The 26146-nt window shown below is 60.0% G+C and carries 25 protein-coding genes; 12 read left to right on the top strand and 13 right to left on the bottom strand.

Going from position 1 to position 26146, the window contains the following annotated elements; all coding sequences use genetic code 11:
• Positions 1–5: 5 nt before the first annotated feature.
• Entirely contained in the window at positions 6–194 is a 189-nt protein-coding gene (locus tag J4E63_RS10520; protein WP_207281893.1) for a DUF1656 domain-containing protein, read from the bottom strand.
• 146 nt (positions 195–340) lie between these two features.
• On the opposite strand from J4E63_RS10520, the gene J4E63_RS10515 reads away from it, so the two are divergent.
• Positions 341–1138 carry a helix-turn-helix domain-containing protein gene (locus tag J4E63_RS10515; protein ID WP_207281892.1) on the top strand — a complete coding sequence of 266 codons (798 nt, stop codon included), beginning with the start codon at positions 341–343 and terminating at the stop codon, positions 1136–1138.
• A gap of 165 nt (positions 1139–1303) precedes the next feature.
• Here the strand turns inward: J4E63_RS10515 and J4E63_RS10510 are convergent, their stop codons facing one another.
• The 4 genes from J4E63_RS10510 to J4E63_RS10495 form a co-directional block, all read right to left on the bottom strand.
• On the bottom strand, positions 1304–1978 hold the full coding sequence (locus J4E63_RS10510; protein ID WP_063321744.1) for a GntR family transcriptional regulator: 675 nt from the start codon (positions 1976–1978) through the stop codon (positions 1304–1306).
• 161 nt (positions 1979–2139) lie between these two features.
• Positions 2140–3423 (bottom strand): aspartate aminotransferase family protein, encoded by a 1284-nt coding sequence (locus tag J4E63_RS10505; RefSeq protein WP_207281891.1) that lies wholly within the window; start codon positions 3421–3423, stop codon positions 2140–2142.
• On the bottom strand, positions 3413–4423 hold the full coding sequence (locus J4E63_RS10500; protein WP_207281890.1) for a transketolase family protein: 1011 nt from the start codon (positions 4421–4423) through the stop codon (positions 3413–3415). The genes J4E63_RS10505 and J4E63_RS10500 overlap by 11 nt, the downstream gene beginning before the upstream one ends.
• On the bottom strand, positions 4420–5304 hold the full coding sequence (locus J4E63_RS10495) for a transketolase (protein ID WP_207281889.1): 885 nt from the start codon (positions 5302–5304) through the stop codon (positions 4420–4422). The genes J4E63_RS10500 and J4E63_RS10495 overlap by 4 nt, the downstream gene beginning before the upstream one ends.
• Before the next feature lie 187 nt (positions 5305–5491).
• On the opposite strand from J4E63_RS10495, the gene J4E63_RS10490 reads away from it, so the two are divergent.
• The 6 genes from J4E63_RS10490 to J4E63_RS10465 all read left to right on the top strand — a co-directional run bounded on the left by J4E63_RS10490 (position 5492) and on the right by J4E63_RS10465 (position 12156).
• Positions 5492–6883: an aminotransferase gene (locus tag J4E63_RS10490; RefSeq protein ID WP_207281888.1), complete on the top strand. Its 1392-nt coding sequence runs from the start codon at positions 5492–5494 to the stop codon at positions 6881–6883.
• Positions 6883–7989, top strand: coding sequence for an ABC transporter ATP-binding protein (locus J4E63_RS10485; protein WP_207281887.1), 1107 nt, complete (start codon positions 6883–6885; stop codon positions 7987–7989). The genes J4E63_RS10490 and J4E63_RS10485 overlap by 1 nt, the downstream gene beginning before the upstream one ends.
• Before the next feature lie 151 nt (positions 7990–8140).
• Entirely contained in the window at positions 8141–9193 is a 1053-nt protein-coding gene (locus J4E63_RS10480; protein WP_207281886.1) for an ABC transporter substrate-binding protein, read from the top strand.
• A 142-nt stretch (positions 9194–9335) separates the two neighbouring features.
• A complete protein-coding gene (locus tag J4E63_RS10475) occupies positions 9336–10517 on the top strand; it encodes an ABC transporter permease (protein WP_310650699.1) in 1182 nt (393 codons plus the stop codon).
• A 12-nt stretch (positions 10518–10529) separates the two neighbouring features.
• Positions 10530–11348: an ABC transporter permease gene (locus J4E63_RS10470; protein ID WP_207281884.1), complete on the top strand. Its 819-nt coding sequence runs from the start codon at positions 10530–10532 to the stop codon at positions 11346–11348.
• 73 nt (positions 11349–11421) lie between these two features.
• Positions 11422–12156 (top strand): SDR family NAD(P)-dependent oxidoreductase, encoded by a 735-nt coding sequence (locus tag J4E63_RS10465; protein WP_207281883.1) that lies wholly within the window; start codon positions 11422–11424, stop codon positions 12154–12156.
• A gap of 115 nt (positions 12157–12271) precedes the next feature.
• On the opposite strand, the gene J4E63_RS10460 is transcribed toward J4E63_RS10465, so the two are convergent.
• Entirely contained in the window at positions 12272–13438 is a 1167-nt protein-coding gene (locus J4E63_RS10460; protein ID WP_207281882.1) for an MFS transporter, read from the bottom strand.
• A gap of 94 nt (positions 13439–13532) precedes the next feature.
• On the opposite strand from J4E63_RS10460, the gene J4E63_RS10455 reads away from it, so the two are divergent.
• Positions 13533–14426, top strand: coding sequence for a LysR family transcriptional regulator (locus J4E63_RS10455; RefSeq protein ID WP_207281881.1), 894 nt, complete (start codon positions 13533–13535; stop codon positions 14424–14426).
• Between the two features lie 222 nt (positions 14427–14648).
• The gene (locus tag J4E63_RS10445) at positions 14649–15641 is read left to right on the top strand and encodes a hypothetical protein (protein ID WP_192260595.1); all 993 of its coding nucleotides are present in this window, start codon (positions 14649–14651) and stop codon (positions 15639–15641) included.
• Positions 15642–15798: 157 nt separating this feature from the next.
• On the opposite strand, the gene J4E63_RS10440 is transcribed toward J4E63_RS10445, so the two are convergent.
• The 6 genes from J4E63_RS10440 to J4E63_RS10415 form a co-directional block, all read right to left on the bottom strand.
• Entirely contained in the window at positions 15799–16161 is a 363-nt protein-coding gene (locus tag J4E63_RS10440) for a response regulator (RefSeq protein ID WP_092202955.1), read from the bottom strand.
• 23 nt (positions 16162–16184) lie between these two features.
• Positions 16185–17624, bottom strand: a complete 1440-nt coding sequence (locus J4E63_RS10435) for an ATPase domain-containing protein (protein ID WP_207281880.1) — start codon at positions 17622–17624, stop codon at positions 16185–16187.
• A gap of 179 nt (positions 17625–17803) precedes the next feature.
• Positions 17804–19093 carry an FAD-binding oxidoreductase gene (locus J4E63_RS10430; protein ID WP_192260594.1) on the bottom strand — a complete coding sequence of 430 codons (1290 nt, stop codon included), beginning with the start codon at positions 19091–19093 and terminating at the stop codon, positions 17804–17806.
• Entirely contained in the window at positions 19090–19836 is a 747-nt protein-coding gene (locus J4E63_RS10425) for an amino acid ABC transporter ATP-binding protein (protein ID WP_207281879.1), read from the bottom strand. Before J4E63_RS10425 ends, J4E63_RS10430 begins: the two co-directional genes overlap by 4 nt.
• The gene (locus J4E63_RS10420) at positions 19833–20489 is read right to left on the bottom strand and encodes an amino acid ABC transporter permease (RefSeq protein WP_060742896.1); all 657 of its coding nucleotides are present in this window, start codon (positions 20487–20489) and stop codon (positions 19833–19835) included. Before J4E63_RS10420 ends, J4E63_RS10425 begins: the two co-directional genes overlap by 4 nt.
• Before the next feature lie 61 nt (positions 20490–20550).
• Positions 20551–21309 carry an ABC transporter substrate-binding protein gene (locus tag J4E63_RS10415; protein ID WP_092254690.1) on the bottom strand — a complete coding sequence of 253 codons (759 nt, stop codon included), beginning with the start codon at positions 21307–21309 and terminating at the stop codon, positions 20551–20553.
• A 164-nt stretch (positions 21310–21473) separates the two neighbouring features.
• Between J4E63_RS10415 and J4E63_RS10410 the strand changes: the two genes are divergently transcribed.
• Complete coding sequence (locus J4E63_RS10410; protein WP_060742898.1) at positions 21474–22250, top strand: IclR family transcriptional regulator; 777 nt, start codon at positions 21474–21476, stop codon at positions 22248–22250.
• A 253-nt stretch (positions 22251–22503) separates the two neighbouring features.
• On the opposite strand, the gene J4E63_RS10405 is transcribed toward J4E63_RS10410, so the two are convergent.
• A complete protein-coding gene (locus J4E63_RS10405) occupies positions 22504–23469 on the bottom strand; it encodes a LysR family transcriptional regulator (protein ID WP_207281878.1) in 966 nt (321 codons plus the stop codon).
• A gap of 293 nt (positions 23470–23762) precedes the next feature.
• On the opposite strand from J4E63_RS10405, the gene argH reads away from it, so the two are divergent.
• Positions 23763–25190: an argininosuccinate lyase gene (gene argH, locus J4E63_RS10400; protein ID WP_207281877.1), complete on the top strand. Its 1428-nt coding sequence runs from the start codon at positions 23763–23765 to the stop codon at positions 25188–25190.
• Positions 25191–25262: 72 nt separating this feature from the next.
• Positions 25263–26141, top strand: a complete 879-nt coding sequence (locus J4E63_RS10395) for an amino acid ABC transporter permease (protein WP_092325990.1) — start codon at positions 25263–25265, stop codon at positions 26139–26141.
• Positions 26142–26146 lie beyond the last annotated feature (5 nt).

The raw sequence follows: 26146 nt of genomic DNA, 5'->3' as shown, positions 1-26146 counted from the left end.
CTCACTCAGCAATTGACGACCATCGCCGACACGACGATAAGCGAGACAAAAAAACGCGCCAGCGCCGGGTGCCACGCCTCGTCCAACCAACGCCGGGCCAGGCGCTCAATGAGTTTGTAGGCCAGGACGGATGCACCCAGGTAGATCAAAAAGGGGGGGACGTAGAGGTTGGCAATGGAGATTTCGCTAAGCATGGCAAGCACCGGGATTCGGAGGGGGTCCAGGATTCGCCCGCGTACTGAAGGGGGCTTGGTGATGATGCTAAGGAACTACCACCGCTGCCGATATTGAGTACACTGCCAAAATATAATCAAATTCAGACAAACGCCGACGACACGCCATGGCCGAAATCCACCGTTTCCACGTCGATCAATTCGAGTACGACAACCTGTCGCAACCTGCCGTGGCACTGATGCTGGAAACCCAGCGCAACGACAGTGAGTCCGCCGAACACAAACATCGCAAGGGGCAACTGGTCGTGGCTTATTGCGGAGGCATTGTGTGTACGGTGGAAGATGGCGTGTGGATGGTCCCGTCAGGGTTCGGCGTCTGGATTCCGGGAGGGGTCGCCCATAGCAACCGCGTCACGGCCAACGGGCAGGTCTGTTTTTTATTCGTGGAACCCGGCGCCGCGTCGCTTCCAGATCGCTGCTGTACGCTGGCGCTATCGCCACTGATCCTGGAACTCATCCTCCACCTGAGTGGCCAGGTCCAGGATTACCCCACCCATTCGCGCCTGGCACGGCTGGCCAGCGTGCTGCTCGAAGAACTCGAACTGGCGCCCACGGAACAACTTTACCTGCCTTTGCCCGCCTCGAACCAGCTTCGCACAATCGCCCGGGCGCTGGCGCAAGAACCTTCCAACCGCGCCACCATGGCCAGTTGGGCACGGCATGTGGCCATGAGCGAACGCTCCCTGGCCCGCCTGATAAAAAGCGAAACCGGGCTTACCTTCGGTCAATGGCGCAAGCAATGGCAGATCATCGTCGCGTTGCAAAGCCTGGCCGAGGGGCAGTCGGTGCAGAGAACCGCTGAAGCGCTCGGCTACGAGTCAGTCAGCTCGTTCATCACCATGTTTCGCAAGACCTTGGGCACCTCACCCGCACGCTACCTGCGCAACACCACGCTACGGCAATGAGCCCGGAGGGACCTCAGCGCCATCGTGGAGTTGGAATCGAGATGGCTGCGTACGATGAGCTTCTGATTCAGTGGCATCAAAGACGCCTTCCAGCAATGGAGGCTCGGCCAAGCCCTCTACACCTTCTTCAACCTCCACAAGCTCGCGAATCAGACATTGCTTGTCTCAAGCCGGCCGATCTTCGGTTTCGTCAATGAACTTCAGGATGCTGACGCCGCCGCGCAGGATGTCGTCGGCGATGGCCTTGCGAGCCTTCGATGGTTTTTTGTCCCTGAGCGCATCCATCAGCACCAGGTGTTCGTCGGCACCGATGTAGGAGTTGTGGCCGTAGGTGTAGAACAGATTCAGGATAGGCCCCATGGAGACCCACAAACCCTCGATCTGGGCGGTGAGCATGTCCATGCCCGACAGCCTGTAGAGCGTGAAGTGAAACTCGCGGTTGTGATGCATGGCCGCCAACCCGTCGTTCTTTCGATCGGCTTCCTCGAACAGCTTGTGCAGCTCCAGAAGCCTGGCCAAGTCGGCATCGGTCACGTTGTGCGTGGCCATTTCGGCGGCCAGCCCTTCCAGCGCAATGCGAATGGTACGAACCTCCAGATACCGCGCCCGGGTCAATGCCGGCACCGTTGCAAACCGGCCAGAGCGAAGCTCCAGGCCGCGCTCGCTGACAAGCCGAAGGCAGGCCTCACGCACCGGTGTGACACTGGTCCCCAGTCGCTCTGCAAGATCCTGCATGACCAACCGTTCCCCTGGTTTGAAGTTTCCAGCGATCAGTCCTTCGCGAATCGAAAAGTACGCCCGAGCCGAAAGGTTGCCTTGCTCCAAGGGTTGAATCTGCACAGTTAGCTCCTGATATTGACGGTCCCGGGAAGTGGCATGACCGTTTCCGCCCCCCCTACGCGATAAGACGCCACTTATAACATATAGGCACTTGGGTGCCGACAATCGCCAGTACCGAAGGCAGGTGTCAGCCCGCCTTCGGTCAGTGGCTGATAGCGCGGCTACACCAGCGTTTTCAAGACGTCCTCAATCACCCCAAGGGACTCATCCAGTATCTCCCGGGTGTGCGCGGTAGACAGGTACAGCCGCTTGAGTTGCATCGGCTGGAAGATATGACGCTTCTCGATCAGGCGTTGACGGAACGCCATATCGAGCGCGTCATCATTGCGCAACAGGTCGGTGTATTGGCAGTACGGCCCCTCAAAAAAATACAGCAGCCAGGCCGAACCATAACCTGCACTCTGTGCCGCAATGCCCAGGCGCTGAACGATGGCATCCAGTTGCGCGCGCATATAGTCGCCGAGTTCGAACAACCGCTCGTAGGTCCCGGGGCGCGCCAGCTCTTCAAGGGTGGCCTGCACCGCCGCCAGTGTTGAAGGTGTGCCATTGCAGGTACCGCCCATGAACACGCCCTTGGGGCCGGTCATGCCGATCAGGTGCATCAGTTCTCGTTTGCCCGCAATGAACCCTACGGGATAGCCGGACGAGGCGGCCTTGCCAAAGGTGGCCAGGTCCGGGGTCACGCCCACGATTGACTGATAGCCGCCCAATGCATGCCTGAAACCGGTAATCACCTCGTCGAAGATGAGCACGACGCCATGGGTACGCGTCAGGCTGCGCAGGTCCTTGAGGAAAGCATCCGTTGCGGCCACCGCCCCCATGTTGTGGGCGATGGGCTCGACGATGATGGCGGCCACCTCCCCCGGATGAGCCTTGAGGTACCGCTCGACCGCCTCCGCATCGTTGTAAGACAGGACGGCGGTGTACTCGGCAGCCGCGTGCAGAATACCGTCGGACATCGGGTCGAACTGACCGATCCTGTCTCTGGCAGTCTGTCCGTTCATGGCGACGTAATCGTGCCAGCCATGGTATCCGCCCTGGAACTTGATGATCCGTTTGCGCCCTGTGGCCGCACGGGCAAGCCGCAGGGCGTGATAGGTCGCCTCCGACCCGCTGTTGCAGAACGCAATCTGTTCGGCACAGGGGATGTACCGGACCAGCGTCTCGGCCACTTCGACTTCCAGATCGGTAATGCCTGCGCCCATCAGGTCCATGCGCTGCGCAACTTCAAAAACCCGGTCACGAATGGCCGGATGCCCGTGCCCCAACACATGAGCGCCGAACCCGCAGTGAAAGTCGGTGTGGCGATGACCATCGGCATCGAAGAGGTAGGCACCTTCGGCGCGCACGAACGCGTAGGGTTGTCCGAGCTTGCGGCTGGGGCTCAGATGACCGCCTGGCAGCACTTTTTCCGCGCGGGCATACCACGCTTGATTAGCCGACATGGCGCTGCCCCTTGCCTGAAAGGGTGGTCAACGCTTCGCGGGTGACCGCTTCGATGCCCGCCGCGTCCAGTCGGTAATGCCTGTACAGGTGGGTCGGCGGAGCGATAAGGCTGTACTCGTCATGGATACCATGGCGTACCAGGCGTACACCGGCGCCCTCATCGGCCAGCACTTCGGCCACGGCACCGCCCAGACCGCCAAGGACGTTGTGTTCCTCAACGGTGATCAGCAGATTCGTCCCGCCGGCAGCGTTCAAGATCGCCTCGCGGTCGATGGGCTTGAGGGTGTGCATGTCGATGACGCCGACCGCGATACCGCTGTCAGTCAGCGCCTTGGCTGCCTCCAGAGTTGGGTGCAGCATGCCGCCGGTAGCAATCAGGGTGACGTCACGGCCGACCGAATGCACGATGGCTTTGCCAAACGCGAAGGTGACATCGTCTGGGTAGACAATGGGCTCCTGGCCGCGTCCGATACGGAAATAGATCGGCTGCGGATGATGAATCGACGCACGAATGGCGGCCGCCAGTTGCGGGCCGTCTGCCGGGGCGACCACGGTGAGGTCGGCGATGCTGCGCATGATCGCGATGTCCTCGGTGGCATGGTGCGAGGTGCCGTAAAAGCCGAGGCTGATGCCGGTGTGATGGCCGATCAGACGCACCGGCAATGCCGAGTAAGCCACATCCATACGGATCTGCTCACAGCACAACAGCGCCAGGAATGACGCAAAGGTGGCCACGAACGGCATGGTCCCGGTGGTGGCGATGCCGGCCGCGGCACTCACCATGTTCTGCTCGGCAATGCCAAACTGGATGAACAGCTCCGGATGCTTCTCGGCGAAGCGGTTCAGGCCGTTGGAGTATTGCAGGTCGGCCGTCCCGACGGCGATCGGGTGGCCGTCGGCGACCAGGTCCAACAGCCCTTCCGAAAGATAATCAAGCCCCGGATTGATGGCGTTCAGTTGGCGGTACTGCCAACTCTTGGGGTTGATCGGCGCACTCATTGAACACCTCCATTGGCTTTGATTTCTTCGATTGCCAGCACTTCATCTTCCGGCGCGAGCCAGCCCAGGTGCCATCCGGGTTCGGTTTCCATGTACTCCACCCCCTTGCCTTTGGCGGTGATTGCGATCACGCAGACCGGACGCTCCCGCGCAGGCTCGGCTTTCAACTCCCGAAACAACGTCGCGACAGCGGCTACGTCATGGCCGTCCACCTCCCTGACATCCCAGCCAAAGGCTCGCCATTTATCGGCCAGAGGTTCGATACCCACCACGTCATCGACCTTGCCATCGAGCTGGTAGCCATTGCGATCGACGATGGCGATCAGGTTGCCGGTCTTGTGGTGCGCAGCCGCCAATGCCGCTTCCCAGACCTGGCCCTCTTGCATCTCGCCATCGCCCAGCAGCACGTAGACGTCGAATGCATTGCCCCGCAGGCGCCCGCCCAGTGCCATGCCCAACCCGCCCGACAGGGCATGACCGATGGACCCCGAGCTGAAATCCACACCCGGCACCTTGCGCATGTCCGGGTGATCCCCCAGTGGGCTGCCCAGCCGGGTGTAGTCATCGAGCCAGGCCTTGTCGAAGAAATCCCAGTCGGCCAGCAACGGATAGAGCCCCACAGCGGCGTGGCCCTTGCCCATCAGAAACCGGTCGCGCCCGACCCACTTCGGCTCACCGCGCTTGAGGCGCAGGGCGTCGTAGTACAGCGCGGAAAAAATCTCGGCACAGGAAAACACCGAGGTGTAGTGGCCGACCTTGGCGATGGAAATCAGCCGCACCGTCTCAAGGCGCACGAACAGTGCGCGCTCTTTCAGACGAGCGATCTGCTCGGGCGTCAACGGCGTTACGGGATCACGAACCGCAAGATTTGCAGCGGGCATGAGGGCACTCCTGAGTGGGTTGATCGAGGCCTGATGCGGCCTTCTTCTTACAACTTATAAGTTATATTTTGTAGAATCAAGCATCGATCGACGTTTTTATTTTTTCTCGCCGAGGGCTTGCGTGACGTCCATTTCGATGTCAATCATATAAGTTATAAGTGATCAGTAACGCTCAACGAGGCTTTTCATGATGCAGGAAACCACCCCTCCCCTAACCGAACTAGCCCGCACGGACGTGCGCTTCCACCTGCATTCGCAGACCAATCTGCGGGCGCACCAACAACACGGCCCGCTGGTTATCGAGCGAGGGTCAGGGATATACGTGACGGACGAACATGGCCGGGACTACATCGAAGGGATGTCGGGCCTGTGGTGTGCCGGGCTTGGTTTCTCCAATCCACGACTGGTGCAGACGGCACAACGCCAGATGGCGATGCTGCCCTACTACCACACCTTCAATCATCGCGTGCCGAACGTGGTCGCACAGTTGGCCGAGCGCATCGCCAGCCTGGTGCCGTTCGAACAGCCGAAGGTGTTCTTTGCGTGCTCGGGCTCGGAAGCCAACGACTCGATGGTCAAGCTCGCCTGGGCGTACCATCGTGCTCGCGGCAATGACGGCAAGCGCAAGGTCATTGCCCACCAGAAGGGCTTCCACGGCTCGACGGTGATGGGGGCCAGCCTGTCGGGGCTACCCAACATGCATGCAGCGTTCGGCCTGCCGTTGGAAAACAGCGTACTGCATGTGCAATGCCCACACTTCTATCGCCATGGCATCGAGGGCGAAAGCGAAGCGCAGTTCACCGAACGCCTGCTGCGGGACCTGGAGCAGCGCATCGAAGCGGAAGGTGCCGACACCATCGCCGCGTTCATTTCGGAACCGGTGATGGGGGCCGGTGGTGTGATCGTGCCACCGCCCGGTTACTTCGCCGGCGTCCAGGCGCTGCTGAAAAAGCACGACATCCTGTTCCTCGCCGACGAGATCATCTGTGGGTTCGGCCGCACCGGTCGCTGGTTCGGCCACCAGACGCTTGGGTTTACCCCGGACATGATGGCCTGCGCCAAGAGCCTGTCATCGGGTTATCAGCCCATTTCCTGTGTAGTGGTTGCGGGAAATGTCTACCAGGTCATTGAAGAGCAGAGCCAGCAACTGGGTGGTTTTGGCCACGGCTTTACCTACTCGGGCCATCCGGTGGCAGCCGCCGTGGCCCTGGAAACCCTGACCATCTATCAGGAAATGCACCTGCCGCAACGCACCGAAGAGCTTGGCCGCCTGCTGCACCAGCAACTGGAACCGCTGCTCGCGCACCCGCTGATCGGCGAGGTTCGTGGCATTGGCCTGGTGGCAGGCCTGGAACTGGTCGTAGACAAACACACCCGTGCCGCCTTCCCCCGCGAAATCGCCATCGGCGTACAGGTCGAACGGGCAGCCCGTGAACAAGGGCTGATTGTGCGCAACATGGGTGATTCCATCGCCCTTGCGCCGCCTTTCATCATCAGCGCCGAGGAGATCGTCGAGCTGGTCGCCCGCCTGACGCGCGCACTGGATGCCGTCGCCCTGGCCAACGGGTTGTCACTGTGATGAACGCCAAGGCCGCTCTCTCTCAAACCACCCTGCCCTTGATCGAATTCAACGGTGTTCAGAAAAGCTATGACGGCAAGACGCTGGTCATCAAGGATTTGAACCTGGCCATCAGCCGTGGCGAATTCCTGACCCTGCTGGGCGCCTCGGGCTCCGGTAAAACCACGACGCTGATGATGCTCGCCGGTTTCGAGACCCCGACCCGCGGCGAAATACTCATGGGTGGCACGCCGATCCAGAAAAAACCGGCCCATCAGCGGGGCATGGGCATGGTGTTCCAGAACTACGCCCTGTTCCCCCACATGAGCGTCGAGGAAAACCTTGCCTACCCGCTGAAGATGCGAGGCCTGAATCGCTCGGCCCTGCAAGCCAAGGTCAAGCGAGCCATCGACATGGTGCAATTGCACGGCATGCAGCAACGGCGCATCACCGAGCTTTCCGGAGGCCAGCAGCAACGCGTGGCGCTGGCCAGGGCGATGGTCTTCGAACCGGAAGTCATTCTGATGGACGAGCCTCTGGGCGCGCTGGACAAGAACCTGCGCGAACACATGCAGTACGAGATCAAGCAACTGCACAAATCCCTGGGCGTCACCGTCGTCTACGTGACGCACGACCAGAGCGAAGCACTGACGATGTCGGATCGGGTCGCCGTCTTCCATGAGGGAGACATCGCTCAGATCGGCACGCCGACTGCGCTGTACGAACACCCGGAAAACGCCTACGTCGCCAACTTCATCGGCGAGAACAACGTGCTGGTCGGCACCGTCCGACATCGCGACGGGCAGACCTGCGAAGTGACCCTTGAAAACGGCCTGCACGTCACCGGCTCCGCTAAAGCGCTCAAGGGCCTGCGGCCCGAACGGGTTGAATTGGTCATCCGTCCGGAGAACATCCGCCTGGGCCCGGTGACCAGCATGCCCTGGCAGGCCACGGTGATCGACAGCATCTACCTCGGAGACCATCTGCGGGTGCATCTGCGCCTTGGCCATCAGCAAGCGCTGATTGTGAAAGTCGCCAACAACGCGTTTTTCAAACAGCTGCGACCCGGCCAGGCGACCGGCTTTGACTGGAGTACCGACGACGCCCATCTATTCGAACTGAGCTGACCCACCGCTGCACCCGACAACGATAAGTCTCGACAACAATAACGATCCGAGAGGCAACCATGCACACCATCCCTAGCACCGTTTAGTTCGTCACTGCCCGTTTGTGAACCTTTGCTTCCTTTTACATCCTCAAACAGCAGGAGGGACCAACATGTCCTCGATATTCCGTCGCACCGCACTGGTCTGTTCGATTTGCGCCACCACCCTACTTGCCAGCCACGCCGCCCTGGCCCGTGACCTGACCGTCGTCGGCTTTGGGGGCGCCACCCAGGAAGCCTTCGACAAGGCCTACTTCAAGCCCTACGCCGCACTCAGCGGCAAGCCGGTGGTGCAAGACACCTACGACGGCGGCATCGCCAAGCAGAAAGCCATGGTCCAGGCTGGCAACCCCACCTGGGACGTGGTCCAGATGGACGAGAACGAAATGACCCTGGCCTGCGAGCAAGGCCTGCTGGAGCCCCTCGATCACAGCAAGCTGAGCAGCGCCGCCGACATCCCGACAGACAAGTTCGCTCCGTGCGGGGTCGGCGCTATCGTCTGGTCTGAAGTCATGACCTATGACAACAAGAAATTCGCCAACGAGGGTCCGAAAACCTGGGCCGATTTCTGGAACGTGAAGAAATGGCCCGGCAAGCGCGGCCTGCGCAAACAGGCACGCATGACCCTGGAAATCGCCCTCATGGCCGACGGCGTCAAGCCTGCCGATGTCTACACGGTACTGGCGACCAAGGCCGGACAGGATCGGGCCTTCGCCAAGCTGGATGAAATCAAGCCGTACATCCAATGGTGGGAAACCGGCGCTCAACCCCTTGAGTGGTTGTCCTCAGGCAGCATTGCGGTCACAGCCGCCTACAACGGTCGCATCGCCATCGCCAACCAACAGGGCGCGCATTTTCCACTGATCTGGAACCAGCAGCTCTACAGCATGGATTACTGGACCATCATCAAGGGCACGCCGAACCTTGCCGACAGCTACGCACTACTCGACTACATGCTCAGCCCCAAAGCCCAGGGCGCCTTCACCCAAGCCATTCCCTACGGCATCGTCAACGGCAAGGCCCAGGCCGCACTGGACAAGCAGACGCTGAGCAACCTGCCCACGGCCCCCGCCAACCTGGAAAACGCCCTGCTGCTCGACACACCGTTCTGGGTCAACTACGAGGAAGACCTGATGACGCGCTTTACCAACTGGGCGGCGAAGTAAGTCCAGCCCTTGCCTGAATGGCGGCTTCGTTCGCGCGAAGCCGCTGACATGAATTCCGAGGTCAGTCGATATGTCCGCCCCTGCGCTGGATTCACTAGCAAGCGCTCATCAGAAGTCGAGCAGACAAAAACGTCTCGTCTCTGTGCTGCTGTTGTTACCCCTGTTGATCTACACCGCTGTCTTCTTCGTTCTTCCCATCGGCATGATGCTGTATCGCGCCGTCAGTAACCCGGAGCTGATCCAGGCCTTCCCTCGCACGGTCCAGGCACTGGAGCAGCAAACCCCCAGCGATGCTCAAGGCCTGCCGGGCGATGCGGTGTTCGAAGCGATCGAGCAGGACTTTATCCACGTCGAGAATATGGGCGTCATGGGTGAAGCGGCACGGCGCATGAACTACGAAAACAGTGGTTACCGTTTCCTGATCACAGCCACTGCCCGCCGTTACCAGTGGCCCGCCAAACAGCAACCCGTCAGCGGTGAGTCATCGCGTGCGCGCCTGACCGCCATCGACCCACGCTGGGCCACGCCAGAGCTTTGGCAGGCGTTCGAACGGGCGTCACCGGCCTACACGTCCTATTACCTGCTCAGCGCCCTTGATCTTGAGCGAACGGCCCACGGCATCCAGCGCGTGGCCCCGGACAAACGGGTCTATCTGGACCTTACCTTCAAGACGTTGAAGATTGCCTTTGTCGTCTCCGTCTTGTGCCTGCTGCTGGGCTTTCCCTTCGCCGTGTTGCTGGTAAAAGCTTCCCGCGCCTTTCAGATGCTGTTGATCCTGGCGGTGATGCTGCCCTTCTGGACGTCGCTACTGGCGCGGACCACAGCCTGGATCGTGGTGCTGCAAGAGAAAGGTATCGTCAACACCCTTCTGCTGAAACTGGGGCTGATCGAGCAACCGTTGCCAATGATCTTCGATGCCCTGGGGGTCTACATCGTCATGGTCCATATCCTGCTGCCCTTCACCGTACTGCCGTTGTACAGCGTCATGAAAGGCATTCCAACCCACTACATGCGCGCCTCGCAATCCCTCGGTGCTCATCCGGTTCGCGGCTTCCTGCACGTGTACCTGCCCATGACGCTCACGGGCATCGGCTCCGGCACGCTGCTGACATTCATCGTCGCGGCTGGCTACTACGTCACGCCTACTCTGGTAGGCAGCGCACGGGAGCAGATGCTCGGCTATTTCATCGCCTTCTACACCAACACCACGGTCAACTGGGGCATGGCCTCGGCACTGGGCCTGGTGCTGATCCTCTGCGTCATGGCGATCTATCTGGTCGCGGCACGGTTGGTGGGCATCCGCCAGATCGCCGGACTCAAATAATTGGGGAAACCTATGAATCATTTCACCTTGTGTTTCGTTGGTCGCAATCTGATGCGCCTGTTCGGGATCGTCATGATCGTATTCATGATCGCGCCGTTGCTGGCCGTGGTGCCTATATCGTTCAGCAGCGGCACATTCCTGTCCTATCCCCTGCCGGGGCTATCCTTGCGCTGGTATGAGAAGGTCTTCAGTGCTGGCCCCTGGCTTCAGGCGTTGCGCAACAGCCTGTTGGTCGGTTGTGCCGCGACGCTGCTGGCCACGTTGCTGGGGACACTTGCTGCGCTGGCATTCGCCCGACGCAACCTACCCGGCGCCACCCACGTATTGGCGCTGCTGATTTCGCCAATGATCATTCCACCGGTGATTTCCGGGCTGGGCATGTATTTTCTGTTTGGACAGTTGGGCCTGACAGGCACTCTGACCGGGATGATCCTGGCCCATACCGTATTGGCAACCCCCTTCGTCCTGATCAACGTTGCCGCCAGCCTGCAAGGCCTGGACATGAGTCTGCTCAGGGCCGCGGCAATGTCAGGGGCATCGCCCGTGCGCGCGTTCATCAATGTCGGCCTGCCGATCATTGCACCAGGGGTGATCTCGGGGGCGCTGTTTGCATTCATGACGTCGTTCGACGAAATCGTCGTCGTGCTGTTCATCGGCGGCCCCGGCCAGCGCACGCTGCCACGGCAAATGTTCGACGGCATCCGTGACACCATCGATCCATCGATTGTCGCGATGTCATCGTTCCTGCTGGTCGTGGGCCTCGCAGGCCTGCTGACCACGACCTGGCTCTCGATGCGCTCAAGCAGAACACTGAATCAATCGGTAGCCTGATATCCAGCGGCCACGAACGCTTTCACAGCAGCCGGCATGACATGAGCCGGCAATACCTTCAGGAGCAACATCCATGTACATCGTCACAGGCGGAACCCAGGGCATCGGCGCCGCAACCGTGGAAAAACTGGTCAGCCTCGGCCATCCGGTGGTGTTCACCGGACGCGACCAGTCGGCAGGCACCCAGCGGGCCGCAAGCCTGCCCAACTGCACCTTCGTCGCGGGCGACGTATCGAATGAAGACGAGTGCCGCAACGTCGTAGCAACAGCGCTGCGATTGGGCAACGGCAAGCTGGCGGGGCTGGTCAACAACGCAGGCATGTCGGGGCGCAAAGCGTTCATCGAAACCACCCAACAGGAGTGGGACACGCTGTTCGCCGTCAATACCCGCTCGGCCTTTTTCTACACCAAACACGCGTTGCCGGGTCTGATCGCAGGCCGGGGCGCTGTCGTGAACGTCTCCTCCATCGCTGGAAAGACCGGAGAGCAAGGGCTCGCCACCTACTGCGCGAGCAAGGCCGCCCTCCTCGGCCTGACCCAGGCGCTGGCCCTGGAGTACGGTGGGCAGGTGCGTTTCAACGCTGTCTGCCCCGGACAGATCGCCACGCGCATGATGGATAAAATCGTCAATGACGAAGCCCGGCTAGCAGCGCTGACCGCCAGGATTCCAGAAGGACGCCTGGCGTCCGCCAGGGAAGTCGCGGAGGCCATCTGCTGGTTGCTTTCACCGGGCGCAAGCTACGTCAACGGTACGACCCTCACGGTCGATGGCGGTGAAACAGCCGGCTTGCTCACGCCTGAATCCTGATCGTTTCCACCGTCCATCCTGAGTGACGGTCGATGTGAGACCGTCGCTGTTTGGCCCCACGATGGCCAAGCAGGCTCGCAAGACGATAGAGACTGACAGCCCCTTCACATCATCGTCACGCAACCGCCGTTGCAGCCGCTCTGGAACGCCAGGCAAAAGCCAGCACCATCAACAGCCCCAGACCCGCCATTGCCGCGCCGGCCAGGGAAATCGCCGGATAACCCAGCCCGGCATTGATCACCGCTCCGCCCAGCGCCGCACCTATCGCGTTGCCGAGGTTGAAGGCACCGATGTTCACTGCCGAGGCCAGATTGGGCGCGTCCTTGGCGGCTTCCATGACGCGCATCTGTAGCGGCGGCACCAGGGCGAAGCTGGCGATCCCCCATATCAGGATGGCCACGGCGGCCGGCAGTGGCCAACGCATCAGGACGGTGAACGCCAGCAAGACGAGAATCAGCACGCTCAGCGAAGCGATCAGGGTGCGGTCTATCGAGCGGTCGGCGGCCTTGCCGCCCCACATGTTGCCCAGCGTCAACCCCACACCGAACAACACCAGCATGGCGGTGATGTAAGCGGTGGACCCGTGGGTCTCGTTGCTGAGGATCGGCGCGATGTAAGTGAAGACGGTAAACATTGCACCCGAGCCGACGACGGTCAGGGCCAACGCCCCCAGCACCGGGCCACGGCCCAGTACCCGAATTTCAGCCAGCACGCCGACGCTTTGCGGCATTTGCAGGTTGGGCAAGGCGAACCACAGCGCGGCCATGGTCAGCCCGCCGAGCCCGGTAATACCCCAGAATGCCGTGCGCCAGCCGAACAGTTCGCCAAACCAAGTGGCCAGCGGCACGCCGCCGATGGTCGCCAGGGTCAGGCCCATGAACATTGCCGCAACCGCCCCGGCACGTTTGTCCGGGGCGACCACGCTGGCGGCGACGATGGAGCCAACGCCAAAGAACGCACCGTGGTTCAGTGAGGTCACCACCCTGGCGACCATGAGGCTGTAGTAATCGGTCGCCAGGGCTGACATCAGATTACCCAGGGTGAAAATCGCCATGAGCCCGATCAGCAGATAGCGCCGGGGGATCCTGCCGGTGGTCAGGGTCATCAGCGGCGCGCCGAGCAGTACGCCCAGGGCGTAGGCACTGACCAACAAACCGGCGGCGGGAATGGAAACACCGAGATCCGCAGCGATGCCCGGCAACATGCCCATGGGGGCGAACTCGGTCACGCCGATGCCAAAGGCACCGATGGCGAGTGCAACAAGTGGTGGATTGATACGCATGGAAGGCTCCTCATCTATGCTGCGAATGCTACGATCCTGTCTTTTCAGGCGGTAGATAGCATTTTTGGCAATCACCTTTGCGTAATAGGCACAAATGGATTTCAACGGCAGGTCAGGTGAAATGAGCGTGTTCGCCACCGTGGCGCAGGAAGGCAGCCTGTCAGCCGCCGCGCGTGCATTGGGGCTGACACCCTCGGCGGTCAGCCGGATCATCGCGCGTGCCGAACAACGCCTGGGTACCCGCTTGCTGTTGCGCACCACCCGAGCGATCACCTTCACCGCCGAGGGCGAGGCTTTCCTGCGTGGCGCCCGGCGTATCCTGGCCGACATGGACGAGGTCGAAGCAGCCATCGCCGACCAGGGCGTGCCCAGGGGCCGATTGCGGGTCAGTGCCGCCCTTGGCCATGGACGGCTGGCCATCGTTCCTTTGGTAGCGGCATTCAGCGCCCGCTATCCGAACATCGTCGTCGACCTCACCCTGGGCGATGAAGTCGTCGACATTCTCGGCGGCCAGGCCGACGTGGCGGTACGCTTCGGCCATCTGCCGGACAGCCCGCTGACCGCGCGCAGGATCGGCGACACCGGCCAGGTCGTGGTGGCATCGCCCGAGTACCTGCAGCGCCACGGCATCCCCCAGGAGCCGGAAGACCTGCTACGACACAACTGCCTACGCTTCAATTTCCGGCGTGCCGAACCCAACTGGCCGTTCATCCGCGACGCAAGAGAGTTTTCCCTGAAGGTCAGCGGCAACATCGAATGCAGCAGTGGTGAAGCGCTGGCACAACTCGCACGAGTGGGTGCCGGCATTGCCCGTATCGGCGAGTTCAGCGTGAGCGAGGACCTGCAGCGCGGTGACCTGATACCGCTATTGGAAGCCTGGAACCCAGGCGACCGGGAACCGATTCACGTGGTGTTCGTAGGGGGCTCGGCAATGCCGGCGCGGGTGCGGGTGTTCGTGGATTTCCTGCTGGAACATCACCGGATGTGAGCGGTGGCGTCACCGGGCGAGACGTATGACTAAATAGGAAACTTGGGAATTTCAACGCAAAAAAGTCTGCTAGCCTCATTGTGACCGTGGATCACCGAAACCTGGTTACAGGGCAAGCAAAGACGGTGCATTCGTGGTTTCCAGTCGGCACAGCGAGACGTGTTCACGTCATGGTGGCGTCGAGTCCTGGCTATAGCACCACGGCAGATGGAAGAGGTTCCCATGTCCAACGAGTACTCAGTCTATTGCCGAGACGGTACCTACTACATTCGCGACTTGAAAGGTAATCGCTGGACCGTGCAGGCAAGGTACGGAACCCGGGAGCTTAGCGATGGCTCGCCTATCGATCCGTACGAAGAAATCTTGCTGAAAGATGACCGGTCGATCGTGCGTGTCATCCCCAAGGCGGGCGGCGCCCCGACCTACGGACGTTTTTCCAACTACAAGAATGCCTCATCCGGAAAAATCACCAAACGCAGGATTCGAGCCGTCAATCACGGGCTGATGAACTTCGTGCTGCTGCAAGGTTCCTGGGCTTGGCTTGTGCCCTACGAGGGCAAGAAACAACCGCAGATGCACGATCTGATGCATGGCTTCGTCGGCAAACGCATACACACTAAAAAAATGAAAGCTGCGACATTGGAAGAAGTGGGCGAGGAACTATCCGCAACGCAGTACGCCCGCAAGGGCGGGGTGCTCACCTTCAACAAGGGGCATTCAGCGATTCGGTACGACTGGTGCCATCTGGTAGGTCATGGGCTGCTTGGCAAAGACATTGCGGGCAACATCGTCGCTGCAACCACGTACCAAAACTCGGAACAGCTGATTCTCGAAAGCGTCCTGCATGACTACCGAATGGAGAAAATGATGTTGAAAGTCGAAGCCAAGCTGGCATACGGCTGGAAACACCTGGCGGAATCCATCTGGTTCAGGGTCATGCTGAACGGCGACACCATCTACTCACGAACCATGGACGCAAGACGGGCCACCAAGCCAGACTTCAATGAGTACACCGAAGTCTCGACGGATATGCGGCGTCAGTTGAACCGTGGGCTCAAAAAGCATTACTCGGGCGACGATATGACCATGGAAACCTTCGAAGCCATCAGCAACAAGTTGGGGATCGTTGACCCGTCATCGTCCACCGGTCTCTGGAAGTCTCTTATGGAGACAATCCGCGGAGAGGACGAACTCGCTGCGGACTTGGAGGACTGAACGTTCGAGGGGGCCCCGGCATAGCGCCGATGGTCAACAGGGGCTGTCTCAAGCCCCTGGCGACCGTGAACGCCACTGCAACCTTCTGATCCCTGCGCAAGCGATTTCAGGAGCTGCATGTCGGCCGTCTTATGGCCAGGCGGCTCTCGACGCTGTATCACTCTGCAACCAGGAGCCTCTTCACCTCGGCGACAATCGAGTCGATGTCGAATGGCTTGGGCAGCACTGCATCAAACAAATCCGATCTCTTCATACCCACGTGAGCCTGGGCACCGCTCATCAAGATGATCGGCAAACCCTTGACGGACGGCAAGGCTCGCACGGCCGTGGCGAATTCAAGCCCATCCATGACCGGCATCATGAAGTCAGTGATAATCAAGGCTGGACGTTCTCTTTCCAGCACTTCGAGCCCTTTTTGACCATTGCTGGCTTTTACGACCATGAAGCCCTCATCCTCTAGCGCAAAACCGAGGATGTCAGCGATCAAATACTCGTCGTCGACGACCAGGATGGTGGTCATGTTAATTCAACCCGCTCAAAGACTTATGAAATTGAACCAGGCAATGACTCAGCTGCGACTGAAGGTTCATTTTTCAAAGCCTTTTCAAGGAAAACATCTTGATCCCGGATGACCACCTCGAATCGCGAGGGGTCATAAGCGCTGTCTCGTACCTTAAGAATGGAGAGTGTCCTTCTTAGTTCAGAACGATCCTCAAGGAAACGCATGAGCATCAGGTTATCGACGATGCTGGACAGGTCCGAGTTCGGTGAACTGACCTCGGAACCGAATAAATCCCGCATCTCCCAGGAGGCGAACACCGTAACGCCCCGGGATCGCAGCTCGTTCATCAGCGCACTGTAGAAATCCGTAATCCGCGCGGGATTTGTCGAAGTCCGTATCATGCCGCTCAGGCTATCGATGAACAGGCGCTTGATACCCTTTTCCTTAACGATGTTCAGCAGCCGTGCGCCGAGTCCATCCAGCAAGCCTTCGGTGGTGGGCTGCCAGGCAATGCTCAACGCACCGCTTTTTTCCATGTCTTCGATATCGATGCCCAGGGAGAGGCCTTTGAGGCGCAGTCGCTGCGGGCTTTCATAGAATCCAAAATGCAAGCCAGGGGCATCTGCCGTCGACTTGGCGAGGAATTTGAGACCCAGCGTCGTTTTACCAATCCCTGAAGGACCGATGACCAGGGACACGCTGGAGCTGTGCAAGCCCCCGCCCAATATGTCATCCAGAGAATCGATCCCGCTGGCGATACGCGTCATGTCGGCACTGTCGGGCGCGGAAGGACGGCTGTAGAGGCTTTCCAGGCGCGGATAGACAACCAAACCGTCGTCGTTGATTTCACATTCGTGAAGACCGGTCAACGCACCGCTGCCGCGTGTCTTGCGCAGTTGAATGCGTCGTACCGAACGCGTCCCGAACAGCTCTTCTCCCATTTCGATGACACCATCCACCATCGTGTGCTCGGGGCTACCGTCGTCGAGCCGCGAACTGGTGAGGAACAACACGGTGCAACCGGCGAAAGCGGCATGTCCCTGCAGCTCTGAGATGAATTTCTTGGTATCGATGGGCGAATCGGCCTTGGAGCGCGCATTGAGCAGACCATCGACAACCATCACGGTAGCCTTTTGCCGACTGATCTCACGTCGAAGCAGTTTCACGACTTCATCCAGGCCTTCGTTTTCCAATGTGTCGAATGCGCTGACAAATTGGATTTCAGCGCCGACTTTGGATGAGTCGAAAAAGCTCAGCGTAGAAAGAAACTGGAAAAGTCGATCATGTGATTCGGCCAGCAGCGTGGCGACTAAAACACGACCGCCACTGCGGGCATGATGGAATCCAAGTTGGTTCGCGAGGATAGTCTTGCCTGAACCTGGGCGTCCTTGGATTATGTATGAAGCACCCGCGACCAGCCCTCCCTGGAGCAGCGCGTCGAGTCCTTCGATTCCGCTTTGAAGGCGTTTTAGCTTTTCCACAATGCGACCCTGATCTGAAAAAACAGGCTGTTCAAGCCCAATGGATGGGATGCTAACGCCATTTCCACTTCGGAGCCATTCAGACTGAATGGAAAGTTGGCCTGGGAGTCGCTCGCCTTGGGCCGATACGACTCCACTGACAACGCCCAACCGGTGCCTGCAGTTTCTTCAGTAAACGCTCAAAACAAGGCATCCAATACCCGGTAATAGCTGATCCCGGCAGCAAGATAAAGCCGCTGCAACGCATGAAACGGAATTCGCCGCAGTGGCATGGCCGGGAATGGGAAGTCCTGCGTCGCCCCTGAGAGCTTCGCGGCCAGATGCTTGCCTAACGCCGTGGACAGGGCGATGCCGCGGCCGTTGTAGCCGAGCAAGACTGACAGCCCCGGTGCCGGATCATGCACATGCGGAAGAAAGCTTTGCGTCAGGGCGACCCGACCACTCCAGCGGTACTCGACAGGCACCTCCGCCACTTGCGGAAACAGCGCCCCCAGCGAACGCTCCAGGTGCGCCCAGTCACGCTGCCGGGAAGGCTCCGAGAACGGCCCCCGCCCTCCCAGAAGCAAACGCCCCTGGGCATCTTGCTTGAAGTAGAGCAGCAAACGGCGTGAGTCCGAACAGACCTCGCCACCGGGCAGGATGGTCTTGCGGATCGCCGGCGGGAGCGGACGGGTCGCGATGATGAAGCTGTTGGCCGCGACGACGGTCTGGCGCAACCCGGGCCACAGGTCGTCGGTATAGCCATCGGTGGCCAATAACACCCGTTGCGCACTGACCTTGAATCCTTGCGCAGTGGACAACAGCCAGCCTGATCGCTGCCGCTGCAGCCCCGTGACGCGGCTGTGGCCGTGGATCATTGCGCCCTGCCCCACTGCGGCCTTCGCCAGGCCACGGGCATAACTCAATGGGTGCAAGCTGCCGGCCCGAGGATCGACCCACCCCCCCAGGTAATTCTCGGTACCGATACGTTGGCTGACCGCGGCCCGGTCCAACAGCTCCACCTTGACGCCCCGGCGTTGCCATTGCGCGGCGCGCTGCTCGATGGTCTTCATCGCAGTCGTTGAACAGGCCGGTTGAATCCAGCCTTTGCGGGTGGCATCACACTCGATCCCGTACTGGCGAATCAGCGCAAACACTTCGTCAGCGGCTGATCCGGCCGCCTCGATCATCGCTTCGGCACGGGCCGGGCCGAACTTGGCGAGCAATTGATCCGGGTCGAACTTCAGCCCGGGAATCACCTGCCCGCCGTTACGCCCCGAGGCCCCCCAGCCTGGCTCCCCGGTATCCAGCACACAGACGCTGACACCCGCTTCGGCCAATCGTAAAGCCGTCACCAGACCGGTATAGCCAGCCCCCACGATGGCCACATCCACTTGCTTGTCTTCGGCCAAGGCCGGCGTTTGCACCGCCGGTGTGGCAGTCGCGGCCCAGAGCGAGGCCGGCAGTTGCGGGGCGAAAGGTGCATTCATGCCGGCACCTCCCCGCTGTGATTGAGCAGTCGGCGAAGAAAGTCCTGTGTGCGAGGATGCGTCGGCGTACTCAGTACTTCCCCGGCGGGTCCTGACTCGACGATCTTGCCACTGTGAAGAAAACAGACCTTGTCGGCGACGTCTCGAGCGAAGGCCATTTCGTGCGTCACCACGATCATCGTCATGCCCTCATTGGCCAGGTTGCGCATCACCGCCAACACTTCGCCGACCAACTCCGGATCGAGCGCCGAGGTCGGTTCGTCGAAGAGGATCGCCTGGGGGTTCATCGCCAACGCCCGGGCAATGGCGACACGTTGCTGCTGCCCCCCGGACAGTTCGTCCGGGTAGGCATTCATCCGATGGGACAAGCCAACCTTTTCCATCAGCGCCTCGGCATTCTTGCGCGCCGCCTGAGGGTTCTCCTTCTTTACGTAGATCGGCCCTTCCATGACATTTTCCAAGGCCGTGCGGTGCGGGAACAGATTGAAGCGCTGAAAGACCATCGCCACCCGAGTGCGAATGTCGTGGATGTTCCTGGCATTGCGGTCGACACGTTCATCGCCGATCAGGACCTCGCCCTGGTCATAACTTTCCAGGCCGTTTATACAGCGTAGCAACGTGGACTTCCCCGACCCCGAAGGGCCAATCAGGCACACCACTTCACCGCTCTTGACCTGCAAATCGATGCCTTCGAGGACCGGCACGCTGCCGTAACGCTTGTGAATGCCCTTGATCTCGATCATGACGTTCTCCGGGTGCTGAAGCGTGCTTCCAGACGGCGCAGCGCAAAGGACAGCGGCAGGCTCATCGCCAGGTAGAGCAATGCCACCAGGGTGTAGACCGTCATGTTTTCGAAGGTCGAAGAGGCGATCAGTTGCCCCGCGCGAGTCATCTCGGCCACGGTGATGGTGGAGACCAGCGACGAGTCCTTGAGCATCATGACCAGGGTGTTGCCGTAAGGCGGCAAGGCGATGCGGAATGCCTGGGGCAGCACCACGCGTCGCATCACCATCGCACCGCGCATACCCAAGGATTCCGCCGCCTCGATCTGCCCTTGCTGGATCGCCTGGATACCGGCCCGGAAGTTCTCCGCCTGATAGGCCGAATAAGCGATTCCCAGGCCAATGACGCCGGCCTGCATCGCAGTCAGTTGAATGCCGAATTCCGGCAGGACGAAATAGATATAAAACAGCTGCACAATGATCGGCAGCCCCCGGATGATGTTCACCACACTGATGGCGAACAACGCGACCGCACGTATTTTCGAGACCATCATCAGGGCCAGGAGCAGGCCGATCAGCGAGCTGAGTACAAACGACCCGGCCGTCACTTGAAGAGTGACCACCGCCCCTTTGAGCAAGATAGGGAGGAAGTCCAACGCATTCTGGAGAATCATAAAAGCTACCCACGGAACAATGAGTGGACCCGCCCGCTACCGCAGGCGGTCGACAAAACCATCAGTTGAGTTTCCACTTCTCGATGATCCGCTCGAGGGAACCATCAGCCTTGATCGCAGCGATGCCTTTGTTGACCTGCTCCAGTGTTGCGTTGTCGCCCTTGCGCACGATCAGGCAAACGTCCCCCATCACCACCGGCTGATAGCTCTGTACCAGGTGCACCTTGTTCTGGGTGCCCTGGGCCAATTGGTAGGCGACGATCGGGCGATCGGCGAAACCCGCCTTGATACGGCCGAGAGCCAGGTCGCGCATCAGATCGGGGATCGAGTCATAGCCACGGACCTCCTTGAAGACACCACGCTTGTTCAGCTCATCGATGAACACGGTGCCGACCTGGGCGCCGACAACTTCGCCGGCAAAATCCTCCATGCGGGTGTACGCGGTCGGGTCGTCGGCCTTGACGATCAGACCCTCGCCATAGGTGAAGACCGGATCGGAATACTGCACCACCTTTTCCCGCGCCGGCGTCCGGAGCATGGCGGCAGAAATCAGGTCGATCTTGTTTGACGTCAGTGACGGGATCAGCGAAGCGAAGGTGGTCTGCTGGATCTCCACCTCGAAGCCGCCAGCCTTGGCCACTGCCTGCGCAGCGTCGATCATCATGCCCTGGATACTCTGGCTCTTGACGTCGAGAAAGGTGAAGGGAATCCCCGTTGCGGTTGCACCGACCTTGTAGACGGGCTCGGCGACGGCGTTGGCTGAAGCGATGCCAGCAGCCAGGGCAACAACGAACGTGAGTGCACGAAAGCGAGTAAGCATGGCGTATCTCCCATTGGACGCTTTTATTGTCTTAAGTCCGGTAAGGGTTGCCCCATATGGATGGCAGGAGGCTCAAAATGACTGTAAAGCGATTTACAAAAATCGTAAAGAGATTTATAAGTATCGAATATCGATATTCAAAGCACAGAATATAAGGACTCTCCATGAGCGATAACCCCCATCCGCTGTTCAATCAGTCATTGGAAAAAGGCCTGGCGGTGCTGCGGGCGTTCAACGCAGCCCGGCGCACGATGAACCTGGCGGATATCGCCCAAGCTGCAGATATCAACAAAAGCTCGGCGCAACGCATGATCCATACCCTCGAAGAGCTGGGTTATGTGCGCAAGCACCCGCAGACCAAACGCTTTCAGTTGACCCCGAAGGTCATGGAGATCGGCTACAACTACTTGGCCGCCGACACACTGGTGGACGTGGCCAACCCGTTCCTTGCCGAGTTGGCACAGGCTACCGGGGAAACGACCAACCTGACCGAACCCGACGGGCTGGACATGGTGTACGTGGCACGCTTCGTGGCGCCGAAATTCATCCCTATCCACATGCCCATCGGCAGCCGGATCCCGATGTACTGCACCGGTTCCGGACGGGCCTTCCTGAGCGCCCTGCCCGACGACGAACTCGTTGCCGCACTGCAAGCCAGCGAGCGCAAACGCCATACCCAGTACACCCTGACCGCGATCGACGACATCATCGAGCAGATCGAGGCCACACGGCGCAGGGGCTACGCCACGAACAAGGAAGAGTTGTTTCTTGGCGACATGTCCATTGCCGCGCCGATCATTGGCAGCCAGGGCCTGCCGGTCGCAGCCGTGCATGTGGTGGTGCCAACGAGTCGCTGGAGCCTGGAGGAAGCCGAGCGCAAGCTGGCGCCCGCGGTGATCGAATGTGCACGGGCGATTCGTTCGTCAATACGAACCCTTTAGCAGATTGACCCCATGGACAGCCACCGTTTCCCTTGCACAAATCCAATTATTACCACCGTCACTTAGAGGGTGGCACTGCGCATACTGGAGGGGGTGATTGAACCCTGGGATAGTTCAACTAGGTGCCTTTCCAACGGAACACGCCGGAACAGGTCGCGGTGTTTGAACGAGAACAGCGCCAACGGTTTGATGGTGCAACTTACCTATCACTCCGGTTGCCGCCAAGGTTCGTGGGTGACTAACCACATAAACATCAAACCGGAGCCTTCAGATCCACCCCCAGCGCCTGGGCAAAAGCCTTTACCAAGGGGCTGCGCACAGTGTTGTGACGCAGTATCAGACTGAACGGCGTGACGATGTTGATCAGGTCCGGACACACTGCGCGCAACTCTCCCCGCGCCACCATCGACGCGGCGTAATGCTGAGGCAGAAACCCGAGGAAACGCCCCGTCTTGATCAGCAACGCCACGGCTTCCACCTGGATGGCCGAGGCGGAGAAGCTGTCGTAGTGTGCAAATTTCAGTTTGTCGCGATGAATCGCGTAGCGATGGTTGACGCACTCATGTTCCTTGAGCACATTTTCTCCCATGTCCGCATCCGCCATGGAGAACAGCGGATGGCCGAGTGCGCAATAGACCTGCGAACGTTCTTCATAGAGTTCGTAGTAATCGAACTCTTCGCGCTTTTGATAAATCGGTACGATCCCCGCCACCAACCGTCCTTCGACGACACCTCTTTCGACTTCATCGAGTTGCGAAGCCTGAAGTTGAAACCGAACCTTGGGCGACTGTTCATTAATCTTCCTGAGCGCAGCAACTAACGGGGAATTATCATCCGAGATAGTATTATCAATAACCCCCACACCAAGATCACCAACAAGTTCGTTTTGCGCGGAACTAAGGCGATCACGAAAGTTGTCGACCGAGGCAAATAAGTCTATCGACGCCTGATACACCAGACGCCCTTCTTCCGTCAGGTTAAAGCCCTCGCGCCCGCGCGTGCAAAGGCGCATACCGATACGGATTTCCAAGTCGGAAATCTGTTTGCTGATGGCTGCCAGCCCCACATTCAGCTCATTCTGTGCGGCACTAAAGCCTCCCGCCTCGACCACGGCCTTGAACACTTTGAGCAATTTGAAATCCAGCCCGCTGAGGGCCAACGGTGCCCTTTGCGGGGGTCTTGGCGGCGGGTTTCCGGAATTGGAAAGTGGGGTTTCCATAATGCTTATTTACCTCTGGCGCTCTATTCAACAACCTGTGCCCAACAACAAAAACAAGCTGGCCCAATAATAATGAACACAGAAAACCAAGCTTGGCAACCGACAATAAATTCCGAACATCAGCGCCAAAACGCTGGTCGCGAAACATCAAAAGCTGACAGTTCGATCAGCTCTTTCACCGATGCAACTGCCCTCTTGAAAACTGCTCTGGCCTGACTTTGCTCGCTGATTTCGTAGCGACGCCGTGGCCTGGAGTACCCGTTTCAGTTCGCGTAACCGACGAGGAAAAAACAATGTCTCAAACCACCGACCGACTCTGGGGTGCTCGCTTCAAATGCGGCCCTTCCGAAGCCTTGGCGGCCCTGTCCCGTTGCCCTGAGCGCTACTTCCGGCTCACCCCGTACGACCTCGCCGGCTCCAAGGCCCATGCCCGGGAATTGCAGCGCGCCGGACTGCTGACCGAACAAGAAACCCAGACCATGCTCGACGCCCTGGAACGCATCGGCGCGGACTATCGCGCCGGCAGCATCGCCCCGACCCTGGATGATGAAGACGTCCACACGTTCATCGAGCGCCTGCTGACCGAACGGCTTGGCGCCCTGGGTGGCAAGCTGCGTGCCGGCCGTTCGCGCAACGACCAGACCGCCAATGACCTGCGGCTGTTCCTGCGTGACCACGTACGCACCGTGGCCGTTGAAGTGTTGGGCCTGCAGCAGGCGCTGGTGGAACAGGCCGAGCAACACATCGAAAGCATCTGCCCCGGCTTCACCCATCTGCAGCAGGCGCAACCGATCGTGTTCGCTCACCACCTGCTGGCCCACGCCCAGTCGATGCTACGCGACGTACAGCGGTTGGTGGACTGGGACGCACGGACGTCGCTGTCACCACTCGGTGCGGCGGCCATGGCGGGCTCGGCGATCGCTCGCCTACCTCAGCAATCGGCAAAGGAAATGGGCTACAGCGGCGTTTGCGAAAACTCCATCGACGCCGTGGCCAGCCGCGATCACGTCGCCGAGTTTCTGTTCATCGCCAGCATGCTCGGCATCAATATCTCGCGCCTTGCCGAAGAGTTCTGTCTGTGGTCGTCGCGGCAATTTCGCTGGGTCGCACTGAACGATGCCTACGCCACCGGCAGCTCGATCATGCCGCAGAAGAAGAATCCGGACATCGCCGAACTGGCGCGAGGCAAGGCCGGTCGCCTGATCGGCAACCTGACCGGCCTGCTCTCCACGCTTAAATCCTTGCCACTGTCCTACAACCGTGACTTGAGCGAAGACAAGAACGGTGTGCTCGACAGCGTCGACACGCTGCTGCTGGTGCTGCCCGCCATGGCGGGAATGGTGGCGACCATGAAAGTCAATGTCGAGGAATTGCGCCGCCAGGCACCGCTGGGCTTCACCCTCGCCACCGAAGTCGCCGATTGGCTGGCGGTGCGCGGCGTGCCGTTCAAGGAAGCTCACGAAATCACCGGTGCGTTGGTCCAGGCGTGCGAGAAACACGACATCGAACTGTGGGAGGCCTCCCCCGCTCTGCTGGCGGAAATCGATCCGCGCCTCACCCCAGAGGTACGCGAAAGCCTGACCCTCGAAGCCGCCATCGCTGCACGCAATGGCTGGGGCGGGACCGCACCACAACAGGTACGCGAACAGATCGGACGCTTGAAAACCGCCCTCGCCACCCAGCAGCAATGGACCGAGGACTATCAGGGCTTTCGCCTCTGAGCAACACACCGAACTGTGGGAGCGAGCTTGCGCCCACAGCGATAGCGCCGAAACCGAGTACGGAGAAACAACATGAGCCAGACACAGGCAGAACGACTCCAGGCGGAGCGCAAGCTGGCGGAAAACCAGTTTGACATTACCCAGTACGATCATGTGCCCCGGCGCTACTACGGGCGGATCTTCTTCGCCACGCTGATCGTCATCGCCCTTATTGGCCTGGTGCGCGCCTTCGCCGAAGGCAAGATCGAATGGTCGTACATCGGCCAGTTCCTGACCTCCGAAGCGATCATGTGGGGCTTGCTCAACACCATCGTCATGGCCGTATTGGCCATGGCGCTGGGCATCGTGTTCGGCGTGATCACTGCGATCATGCGCATGTCGGCCAACCCGATCCTGCGCTATGTGGCCGTGACCTATACCTGGCTGTTTCGCGGCACGCCGCTGATCCTGCAACTGCTCCTGTGGTTCAACCTGGCGCTGATCTTCCCCACCATCGGCATTCCCGGCCTGTTCGAAATGGACACCGTGAGCCTGATGACCCCGTTCGCGGCGGCCTTGCTGGGCTTGAGCATCAACCAGGGCGCCTACACCGCCGAAGTGGTGCGAGCCGGCCTGCTCTCGGTGGACACCGGGCAATACGAGGCTGCCAAATCGATCGGCATGCCACGCCTGCAAGCGCTGCGCCGGATCATCCTGCCCCAGGCCATGCGGATCATTATTCCGCCGGTAGGCAACGAGTTCATCGGCATGGTGAAGATGACCTCGCTGGCGAGCGTCATCCAATACTCGGAATTGCTCTACAACGCCCAGAACATCTACTACGCCAACGCCCGCGTGATGGAGCTGCTGATCGTCGCCGGCATCTGGTACCTGGCCACCGTCACCGTCCTGTCCTTTGGTCAGAGCCGCCTGGAGCGTCGTTTCGCCCGCGGCGCCGGCAAGCGCTCTTGAGGAGT

This window comes from Pseudomonas sp. FW300-N2F2 (assembly GCF_017351655.1).
In the GTDB taxonomy this organism is placed as follows: domain Bacteria; phylum Pseudomonadota; class Gammaproteobacteria; order Pseudomonadales; family Pseudomonadaceae; genus Aquipseudomonas; species Aquipseudomonas fluorescens_AA.
The sequence above is the reverse complement of the archived record's forward strand: the minus strand, read 5'-3'. Positions and strand labels throughout refer to the sequence as shown.